The 11,540-nt window shown below is 32.4% G+C and carries 6 protein-coding genes; all 6 read left to right on the top strand.

Annotation, left to right across the window (positions count from 1 at the left end):
• Positions 1-21 precede the first annotated feature (21 nt).
• The 6 genes from L1S33_RS07940 (at position 22) to L1S33_RS07915 (ending at position 11,511) form a co-directional block, all read left to right on the top strand.
• Positions 22-396: a cupin domain-containing protein gene (locus L1S33_RS07940; RefSeq protein WP_240552444.1), complete on the top strand. Its 375-nt coding sequence runs from the start codon at positions 22-24 to the stop codon at positions 394-396.
• A 606-nt stretch (positions 397-1,002) separates the two neighbouring features.
• A complete protein-coding gene (locus L1S33_RS07935) occupies positions 1,003-4,188 on the top strand; it encodes a SusC/RagA family TonB-linked outer membrane protein (RefSeq protein WP_240561934.1) in 3,186 nt (1,061 codons plus the stop codon).
• A gap of 10 nt (positions 4,189-4,198) precedes the next feature.
• Positions 4,199-5,527: a RagB/SusD family nutrient uptake outer membrane protein gene (locus L1S33_RS07930; RefSeq protein ID WP_240561933.1), complete on the top strand. Its 1,329-nt coding sequence runs from the start codon at positions 4,199-4,201 to the stop codon at positions 5,525-5,527.
• Between the two features lie 240 nt (positions 5,528-5,767).
• Positions 5,768-7,051, top strand: a complete 1,284-nt coding sequence (locus tag L1S33_RS07925; RefSeq protein ID WP_240561932.1) for an MFS transporter — start codon at positions 5,768-5,770, stop codon at positions 7,049-7,051.
• Between the two features lie 55 nt (positions 7,052-7,106).
• A complete protein-coding gene (locus L1S33_RS07920) occupies positions 7,107-7,871 on the top strand; it encodes an SDR family NAD(P)-dependent oxidoreductase (RefSeq protein WP_240561925.1) in 765 nt (254 codons plus the stop codon).
• A gap of 553 nt (positions 7,872-8,424) precedes the next feature.
• Entirely contained in the window at positions 8,425-11,511 is a 3,087-nt protein-coding gene (locus L1S33_RS07915) for a SusC/RagA family TonB-linked outer membrane protein (RefSeq protein ID WP_240561931.1), read from the top strand.
• The last annotated feature ends 29 nt before the right edge of the window (positions 11,512-11,540 follow it).

Genomic DNA, 11,540 nt, shown 5'->3' with positions numbered 1-11,540 from the left:
AAAACTAATAAACTATTAATTATGAAAAGAGTTAGCGAAAAATACGTCATCGCAAAAGACATGGAATGGGAAGTACTTGGAGGAGGAGTATCAAGAAAGTTTTTAGGTTACGATAACCAAATAATGATGGTAAGTGTGAAATTTGATAAAGGAGCATTAGGTGCTCCGCATCAACATTTTCATACACAAGCTACTTATTGTGTTTCAGGTAAATTCGAATTTGAAATAGACGGAGTAAAGCAAATTGTAGAAGCAGGTGATGGTGTTTATATTGAGCCAAATCTATTGCATAGTGCAGTTTGTTTAGAAGAAGGGCAGCTTATTGATACGTTTAGCCCTGTAAGAGAAGATTTCTTAACAGGTGACGGACCGTCTTATTTTGGAGACAAGTCGTAGTTAGATTAAATTCTTTACGATTAATCGCGCTTAAAGAGTATAGTTATTTTGTTAGTTTCTGTAAATTGTGCAGATTTAGTTACTAATAATATAGTTTGCTTTTTTAAGCGCGATTATTATTTGTAAATCCCTGCCGTCTTGTTTTTAGTGGTTTAATTCGTTTTTCTTTAACTATTTCATTGTGTTTCTATCAATTTTAGAAGTATATAATTTACTTGTGCTAGAAAACGGTGTTTCAGTATTGATTTATTTATTGTGTTTTTGTTGTTTTTAAACAAATACTTCATCTTTTAGGTTAAAAAAATACAATATTCATAAAAATAAGCACATATATATATGAGTTAAGGATTTTGACATTTATTTTACATATATTTGGTGAACCAATTTGGTGAACCAGTTTGGTGAACCAATAAAAATTAAACTGTGTTATATTAAATTTGAATTATTTAGTACAGAAAAAAAGGATAGATATTCGTGTATATCTATCCTTTTAAATTATTTCATTAAAAGTGAAATTTATTAAACATAAGTCTTTATGGTTTATGTAATTAAGGGATATTTATCAACACGATGGTAAATTAAATTTTTAAACATATAAATATTATTATGAATTTAAAATTAAGAGTAACATTGCTGTTGGCAATGTTTATTAACATCAGTATTTATGCCCAAGACGGCTATACTTTAAAAGGTACCGTTTCATCAAAGGTGGATGGGCCTCTTCCTGGTGTGTCGGTAAGAGTAGTAAATACCAATAATGGAGTAGAAACAGACTTTGACGGAAATTATTCTCTTAAAGTGAGTAAGGGTGTTGTTGTTGAGTTTTCTTCTTTAGGGTATGCTACTCAAACAGTAACTATTGATAATCAGAAAACATTAGACGTTGTTTTAGCAGAAGATGCTGATGTTTTAGATGAGGTTGTTATTGTTGGTTACGGTACTCGTAAGAAATCTCATTCAACAGGAGCTATTGCTAAAATTGGTGGAGATGATGTTGCTGCAGTACAAGCAACACGTGTTGATGAAGCGTTAGCAGGTAAATTACCGGGTGTATTGATACAGAATCAAGATGGTTCTCCTGGTGCTGCTCCAAAAATTCAAATTAGAGCAGCTTCTTCAATTTCAGGAGCTTCAAATCCGTTAATTGTTGTTGATGGTTATCCTATTTCAGGAGGATTAGAAACTGTTAATCCTAACGATATTCAGAGCTTAGAGATATTAAAAGATGCTGCGTCTGCCGCTATTTATGGTTCTAGAGGAGCAAATGGTGTTATTTTAGTAACAACTAAAAAAGGAAAGTCAGGTAAAGCTAAATTTAGTTATAATGCTTATACGAGTACTTCGAGTAAATATAGAGATAATATACTTCAGTCGGCATCAGAATGGGCTTCTCATGCAAGGTCTGAAATTGCTGCTGGTAACTGGACAAGTACAGTTGCTACTGTGGATCCAGCTTTTTTAGAATACAGATTAAAAGCATATGAAAATTCTCCAGGAGCTATTAGCCCAGAGGATTGGCTTTTTCAAACAGGTACAACTCAGAGCCATGATTTTAGTATGAGTGGTGGTAGTGATGATGTTAATTTCTTTGCTTCTTTAGGGTATCAAGATGCAGAAGGTGTTGTGATAACTCAAGGTTATGAAAGAATAAACGCACGTTTAAATGTTGATGCAAAATTAGGAGAGAAATTTAAAACTGGTATTAGTTTTAATGGGTTTACTTCAAAAAGAGATATTTTAGGTCACGATATGAGGGATTTATTAAGAGCTTATCCTATTAGTCCTATTTATCATACAGCGGAATCTATTGCATTTGTACAAGCATTGGATGCTGAAGCTCAAGGTTTAGGATTAACTCCTTTTGATAACGGATATAGAGGTTCTGGTTATGAAGCTAGTAGTATTTATGATTTAGAACCAGGTATGGCAGCACAAGACTGGCATTATGGTAGAGCTAATAATGGTATTGGAGGTTCTGGAGATGCTGGACCTGCTGCTAAGTTAGATAATACAGAAAGCTGGCAAAAAACATTTTTTGGAAATGTAAGTGGATATTTACAGTATAGTATAATTGATGGGTTAGACATTAAAACTGTTCTAGGTGGAGATTTAACTGACACTAGAACTTATGCTCACAGATTGTTAGGTTTTGATTCTAGAGCGAGAAATTCTCAGACTTTTAGAAATCAAACTGATTTAAAAGTATCTACAGTTTTAAGTGAAACAACATTAAGTTACAAAACAGTAATTAATGAGAAGCATGATATATCTGCAGTTGCAGGTATTGAATTTCAAACTACTAAATTAGTAGGTACAGCTTTAGCTGGTGTTAATGTTCCTGATGAGGCTATTTTAAACTATAATTTATTTTCTCCTGCAGATATTACTGTTACGGAAAGAGATGAGACTAGAGCAAGAGAAAGTGTTTTTGGAAGAATTAATTATGCGTACGATGATAAATATTTAGCATCTGTATCTATAAGAAGAGATGGTGATTCTCGTTTTGGAGCTAATAAAAGATTTGAAACATTTCCAGCTCTATCTTTAGGGTGGAATGTACATAATGAAGCTTTCTTGGAAGATAATGAAGTGTTAAGTAAATTAAAATTAAGGTTTAGTACTGGTTCTTTAGGAACAACTTCTTTTTTAGGTTCTTATAGTTCATTGAGCCTTTTAAGTCCTGGAGCAACAATATACGGAACAGGATTTTTAATTCCTTCAAACTCATTAAATGAAGATTTAACATGGCAAACAAATACAGAAACTAACTATGGTGTTGATTTTGGTTTTTTAAACAACCGTTTTACTTTAGGTGTTGATTATTATACATCTGATATTGAGGATATTTTAATTAATCAAGCTCAGTCTGAAACATTAGGTAACCCTAGTTCAATATTAAATGTAGGAGATGTTAAAAGTTCTGGTTTAGAGTTTGAATTATCTGCAAGGTTAATTAGTAAAGATGATTTCTCTTGGAATATGGGGGCTAACTTATCAACAGTTAATACTGAAATTACTGATTTAGGTGGCTTAGATGAATTACCTCAAGTAATTTTTGGACAGAGTGGTAGAGGTGCTGTATTTAGAAATTATGTAGGTGGAGGAATTGGAGAAATGTGGGGATTAGAAACCATAGGAGATGTTGAAATGGATTATTTGGCTGACGGATCAAGACACCCTAATAGTCAAACAGGAGAATCTTATGTTGTAGATCAACAAGCTCCAGGTGAGCCAGGACATGGTGTAATTGATAGAACAAGAACTGTTGAAAATGGTGGGGATTTAGTTAAAATTGGACAAAATACACCAGATTTTTACTGGGGTATGTCACATAACTTAAGTTATAAGGATTTTGATATGTCTTTCCAATTACAAGGATCTCACGGAGCTGAAGTTTACAATATTGATCCACTTTATTACGGGTCTCAATGGGGAGGAAGATTAGATTATTCTCGTTTAGATGCAAACGGTGATGGTATTGCTGATCATAATGGTGAGCACTATGAAAGAAATAGAAACCAAACTGATGCTATGATTCAAGATGCTTCATATATAGCTTTAAGAAACCTTACTATTGGATATACTTTAAAAAGAGATATCGCAGAAAGCATTGGTGTAAGTTCAGTTAGGTTATATGGAGCTGCTACTAATTTATTATACATAATGGGAGATGATTATACATCTTATAACCCAGAAGGTGTAAATAGTACTAACCCAACAACTTATGGTGCACAAGTTGGTGCAAGCCCTGTTGTTAGAAGTTTTACAATAGGTTTAAATGTTAATTTTTAAATAATAGAAAATGAAAAAAATATATATATTACTGGGATCGCTGTTTTTTATAGCAGCTTGTACAACAGATTTGGATCAATCTCCACCTAACTTAGCTAGTGCAGACTCTTTAACTGATTTTGAAGGTGTATTAAATGCGGCTTATTATTATCAATTAGGAAGTGTAACTCCTTTGGCGGTAATGGCTGAGTTTAGGTCAGATAATGCACTTATGGATGAAGCTCCTTATACAGAGTTTGACGTATATACTAATAACTTGACAACTATGGAAAATCAATTTTTTGCTCCTATGTATAGAGGTTTGTATAAGTCAATATTAAGTGCAAATAACGTAATTGAAAATTCTACAAATGCAACTCATGTTGGTGAAGCGAAATTTTTAAGAGCTTTATCTTATTTTAAACTTGTTAAATCTTTTGGAGCAGTAACTGTACACTTAACAGCTTCACCAAGTTTGTCTGATACTTCTATTTTAGTTAGACAACCAGCTAATGATGTTTATAACAATGTTATTATTCCTGATTTAATGGATGCTATGTCAGCTTTAGATGTTGCTATAGTAGATGGAAGGGCTTCTAGGTATGCTGCACAAGCATTATTAGGTAAAGTATATGCTACTATGGGAGATTTCTCAAGTGCAGAACCTCATCTTGCTGCTGTCGTAGGAGGTGCTGGGCTAGCTTTAAAAACTAATTTTGATGAAGTATTTGGAGCTGCTAATGAAGTAGGTAATTCTGAAATTATATTTTCAACTCAAGTTTCAAGTTCAATAGTAGATGAGTATGGTTTTGGTTCTGATTTTTGGAACTGGTTTGTTGGTGATGATTCTAAGGCAGATTTCCCTGTTGATCCTGATTTAGTAGCAGCTTTTGATGCTAGTGATGCAAATGGAGGTGGAACAGATTTAAGAAGAGCAGTAACTCTTAGTTCAGATGGATTGACTGCTGTTAAATTTCCGAAAGATGGAGGTTTAGGTGGTGAGCATGATTGGATTGAGATAAGGTTAGCTGACATTATTTTATTATATGCAGAAGCATTAAATGAAAATGATGCTCCGGCAACAACTGTACTTCCTTTATTAGACCCATTAAGAACTAGAGCGGGTTTAACAAGTTTAACAGGAACAGTAACTTCTAAAGCTGACGTTAGACAAGCTATTGCTGATGAAAGAAGGCTAGAATTAGCTTTTGAAGGACATAGATGGTTTGATTTAGTTAGGACTGGTACTGTTGATGCAGAAATGGGAGTTTCGGTAAATTCTAATTACCACTTATTTCCAATTCCAATTTCTGAAGTATTATCTAGCGATGGTGTAATTACACAAAATGCAGGTTACTAAGTTAATTTATTAAAAAATAATAATTTTTAAAGTCTTATCTGATTAGTATTTTTCAGGTAAGGCTTTGTCTTATAGGTGGTTCTTCTATTGTCGCTACTACTTATGTATTTAAAGGTTAATTATAAAACGAACTTGAGAATTTTATTAAAGCAGTTTTTTGCTTTTACAATTTCAATTTTTCATAAAAAAAAATAAACTCAGGTATTTATTTTTATTTACCAATAAAACCAAACACACAAGATGAAAATAAAAGGACTAAGATGGTGGATTATAACGTTGATATTTTTAGCAACTGTAATCAATTATATAGATAGAACGGCTTTTGCATTATTATGGCCTCAAATGGGAGAAGATCTAGGAATGGATAACTCTGACTATGCAGATATGCTAAATATTTTTTTAGTAGCCTATGCAGCGAGTAAATTTTTATCAGGAAGGTTGTATGACCAAATAGGAACACGATTAGGTTTTGTAGTTTCTATTGTAGTTTGGTCATTAGCATCTGCATTTCATGCAGTAGCAAGAGGGTTTGCGAGTCTATCAATAGCACGTGCTTTATTAGGATTAGGAGAAGCAGGTTTATGGCCAGGAGCAGTAAAATCTAATGGAGAGTGGTTTCCTGCAAAACAACGAGCTTTAGCTCAAGGTATTTTTAATGCAGGTGCATCAATTGGAAATGTTGTTGCTCCAGTTATTATTGTTTATTTATATTCTCATTTTGGATGGAAAACAACTTACATTATATTAGGAGGTTTAGGGATGCTTTGGGTTGTTCCTTGGTTTATTATAAATAAGACAAAGCCAAAAGATCACCCTTGGATTACAGAAGAAGAAAGAAACATGCTTTTAAATGATAGAATCGCAAATGATAATGTTGTAGAAGAAGGAGCGAAAAGTTTGTCAGTTGGAAAGATATTAAGTTATAAACAACCATGGGGAGTTTTACTATGTCGATTTTTCATAGAGCCAATTTGGTGGTTTTTTGCAGGTTGGATGCCAATTTACTTAAACTCAAAATTTGGTCTAAGTATTGAGGAAATAGGAAAGACTATGTGGATTTCATATTTAATGGCAGCAGCTGGAGGAATCTTAGGTGGATTGTTTACTGAAGAAATAATAAAAAGGACTTCAGTAGATACTGGACGAAAAGCGAGTATAATTTTAGGGAGTCTTTTAATTATAGCAGGGTTTGTATCGATTATATTATTTGTAAACGATTCAAATTACATGACGTTTATCTATTTAGCTGGTTTAGCGCTATTTGGATTTCAATTTGCAATTGGAAATATTCAAACCTTATCAAGTGACTTGTTTAGAGGGCCATCTGTAGGAACTTTAGCAGGATTAGCAGGAACTGTTGCTGCGGTTTCACCAATAATTATGAACTGGTTTATAGGAAGAATAACAGATACAGAAGGAGGGACTTATACTCCAGCATTTGTTGCAATTACAATTTCTGTAGTCTTAGCAGTACTATCAGTCTTGTTTTTGATAAGAAAGGTTGGAAAAGTAGTAAAAGAATAGAAAAAAGAAACAATACAATAAAGAATAAAACAAACAAAGGATAAATTTTTATAAAATGAGTACAAACAAAGGAAAAGTTGCCATAATAACAGGAGCAACTGGAGGAATAGGATTTGCAGTAGCAAAAAGATTAGGAGAAGACGGATTTACAATAGTCTTAAACGGAATCGAAGATGAAGCAGGAGCAGCAAGAGTAAAAGAGCTTACTGATGCAGGAATCGATGCATCTTACTATGGATTTGATGTAACAAAAGAAGACGCAGTAACTTCAAATATAAAAGCAATTGGAGAAAAGTACGGAAAGATAGATGTACTAGTAAACAATGCAGGAGGATTAGGAGGAAGAGCTAGGTTTGAAGAAATGACTACAGAATTTTATAGATTCGTAATGGCCTTAAACTTAGACTCGGTATTTTTTGCCTCAAGAGCAGCAATTCCATTTTTAAAGAACGGAGATAATCCAACAATCATTAACTATACCTCAAATGCAGGATGGAATGCTGGAGGACCAGGAGCAGGAATCTACGGTACATCAAAAGCAGGAGTTCATACAATAACAAGAGCTTTAGCCAAAGATTTAGCAGAATATGGAATTCGAGTAAATGCTGTATCACCAGGAACAATTGATACACCGTTTCACCAACAAATTAAATCTACAAAGCCAGAAGTTTTTGCTTCATGGGCAAATAACATTATGTTAGGTAGATTAGGACAGCCAGAAGATGTTGCAGGAGTTGTATCTTTCTTAGCGAGTAAAGATGCTGCATTCTTAACAGCAGAAACTGTTCAAGTAGGTGGAGGACAAGCTTTAGGTATCTAAAAGTTTTTCAGTAAATAAAAAAAGCCGTTTTGTAATATTACAAAACGGCTTTTTTATTGGAAGAATCTCTAATAATAAGTTTAGGGTTAAGTATTACTTTATTTAGATTTTAAATCTAGATACTTTCATTTTTTTTTTGCTTTATTGAAAAACTCAAAAGCAATAATTATGTAATTATCTATTTTTTTTAGGATTATATAATTTAAAGCAGCTTTGTTAGTTTGATTAATAAAATAAAGTGTTTTTTTATATTAAATTCAGAATTTAACATTTTTTTACATATATTTGGTGAACCAATTTGGTAAACCAGTCTGGTGAACCAATCGTTAAGTGGTTTTATTTCATAGATTTAAAGATGCTTAAATTTAAGGTAAAGGGTTTTTATTCGTGTGTATTTATCCTTTTAAAATAAATTATATAAGTTATAATAGAGTTAATAAAAACAGTTTAATATAATTTTAGCGTTGTTTTTAACCTCTAAAATAGTTTGTATAAGTGAATAAAATTTATCAGCACGATGATAAATAACATTTTTTAAACATAAAATATTATTATGAGCTTAAAATTTAAAATAACGTTGCTGGTGGCAATGTTTGTTAACATTTGTATTTTTGCACAAAGCAGTTATTCTTTAAAAGGTACTGTTGTTGCAAAGTCAGATAATTTTGGTCTTCCTGGGGTGTCAGTAAGAATTCTTAATTCTAATTCTGGAACTGAAACGGACTTAGATGGTAGTTTTTCTTTACAAGTGAAGAAAGGGAATGTTTTAGAATTTTCTTTTTTAGGGTTTGCTTCGCAAACAGTAACAATTAGTAACCAAAAAACTTTAAATATAAGCTTAGTGGAAGATGCTGATGTTTTAGATGAAGTTGTAATAGTTGGTTATGGAACTCAGAAAAAATCTCACTTAACTGGTGCAATTTCTAAAGTAAAGAATGAAACATTAGATCAGATAGCAGTTTCTAGGGTTGATGATGCTTTAGTAGGGCAAGTTTCTGGTGTAAATATCCAAGCAACTGAAGGTGAAGCAGGTTCTGCTCCAACAATACGTATTCGTGGTGTTGGTTCTATTACAGGTAATTCTGGACCGTTAGTCGTTGTTGATGGAGTTGTTGTAGATTCAGATTTTTTAGGCTCTCTTGATATGAACGACGTAGAGTCTTTTGAAGTTTTGAAAGATGCAGCATCTGGTGCGATATATGGTTCTAGAGGTGGTAATGGTGTAGTAATGATTACAACAAAACAAGGTAAAGAAGGTAAAACTAAATACAGTTATAATACATATACAGGTATTAAAACTGCTAGACAAAGTGATGCATATTACAGTTCTGTAACTGAGAATGCAAAACAAGAGTTAAATTATACTTATGGTTTAACTGACAAAACAAAGTATAAGTTATTACTTGGAGATCAAACAAATTGGCAAGATGTTATATTTGATGGTGGTGTAATTACAAATCATTCTTTCGCAGTACGTGGAGGAAATGAGAAAATTAAATTTAGCACATCGTTAAATTACTTACATGATGAAGGGGTTTTATTAACAGATGATTACAAAAAGTATAATTTTAACGGTAAAGTTGAAGCTAAATTAGGTAAGAGGTTTACAGTAGGAGCTCGTCTTAACCCTTCTTTTACAGAAAGAAGAAGATTTGATGGTTCTACTCACGATATTTTAAGACAACCATCTTGGTTGCCTGTATATTTAACTGAAGAAACAATTAAGTATGTAAACAGAACAAGAGATGGGGGTAAGTATGCAGATGCTAAAGTTGGAGATTACGCTATACAAAGAATGTTTGATGATTTCGATTTAAATACTGGTTTACCGGTACCAAACGGAGGTAGTGGAACAGATATTAGTAATACTTCAAATACTAATCCTGCAGCTAAAATTTTAGAAAGAGATCGTAGAGATTTTAAATTAAAATTATTTGGTAGTGTTTACGGTAAATATAAAATTACTGATGATTTAAAATTTAGAACAGCAGTTTCTGGAGATTACCAAAGAACAAGACAGTCAAGATATCAAGGTGTCCTTTCAAATAGAAATGGCGCAAGTGCTTCAAGATTAGATAGTACATATCAAACATCTTATCACTTAGTATTAGATAATATATTAACGTATGATAAAACGTTTGGAAAACATGAGGTTGGAGCAGTATTAGGTACTTCAGCTGAAAAAACAAGATTAGACTGGGAAACTATTCAAGGATCTGTTTTTGCTGATGATTCAATGCAATACATATCAGCAGCAGCTAGTGTAACTAACGAAAGTGATTATTCATTTGAAAAAACATTATTATCATTTTTCACAAGAGTAAATTATGCTTATGATGATAGGTATTTAGCTTCTGCAAGTTTTAGAAGAGATGGTAGTTCTGTGTTTGGACCAAATAAAAAATATGGTAATTTCTATGCAGTTTCTGCAGGATGGAATGTACACAACGAAGATTTTTTACAAGATAACGACTGGTTAAATAGATTAAAATTTAGAATAAGCTATGGTGTTACAGGTAATGATGATTTTAGAACAGGTAATAGAGTTGTAGATCATTACCCATATCTAGCAATTTTAGATACATCTAATTCTACAGGTGTTTCTGATGGTACTCAAGTGCCAGTTGCTAACCCTTTAAATATTGCTAATCCAGATTTACAATGGGAAGAGCAAGTGGAATTTAATCCAGGAGTTGATTTTGGATTGTTTAATAGTGTAGTTACAGGATCTGTAGATTATTATAAAAGAACTAGTAATCAATTATTGTTATTTGAACCAGTTCCTTCAACAACAGGTTTTTCTAACGCACTTTTAAATAGAGGAGAAGTTGAAAATAGTGGTTGGGAATTTGAGGTTAGAACTAGAAATGTTTCTAATGAAAACTTTAAATGGTCAACTACAGCAATTGCTTCTTTAAATGAAAACACCTTAAATGATTTTGGTGATGCTGATGGGCAAATTCAAAGCGTTGACTCTAAAAGAGCAGCAGAATGGATTAACTTAGTCGGAAGTCCTATTTCATCTTTTTATGGTTGGGTAGTAGAAAGAGATATTCCAAGAGAATTCTTAAGTAATCCTTTTCACCCTATTGGAGCTGAAGCTCAAGATGTTTATGTAAAAGATTTAAATGGAGACGGAATAATTGATGACGATGATAAAACTATTTTAGGAAATCCATATCCAGATTTTGTTTGGAGCCTATCAAACGAATTTAAAATAGGGAACTTTGATGCAAGCTTTATGTTTCAAGGAAGCCATGGTGCAGAAGTTAGAAATATGGGAGACCAATATATTTTAAATCACTTTAACAGTGGTCAAGATTATATTTCTACTACACCAAATCAGGAATTCATTAAAGAAAAAATATTTACAAATGATATTATTCAAGATGCTTCTTATATAGCATTAAGAAATGTAAATATTGGATATACTTTTAATAGAGATTTATTAGACAAAATTAAATTATCTAACTTAAGGGTATATGCAACTGGTCAAAATTTAATGTACTTAACAGCAAGTGACTATACAGGTTTTAATCCAGAGTCTATAAACACAACAAGTGCTACAACTTATGGTTATCAAAGAGCTGGTTCGCCAGTATTTAGTACAGTGTCATTAGGTTTAAATGTAGAATTTTAAGAAACTACAAATTAATAAAAAGAAAATAT

This window comes from Tenacibaculum aquimarinum (genome assembly GCF_022478115.1).
GTDB classification, from domain to species: domain Bacteria; phylum Bacteroidota; class Bacteroidia; order Flavobacteriales; family Flavobacteriaceae; genus Polaribacter; species Polaribacter aquimarinum_A.
Note: the sequence above shows the minus strand (reverse complement) of the source record. Positions and strands in the feature narration are given on the sequence as shown.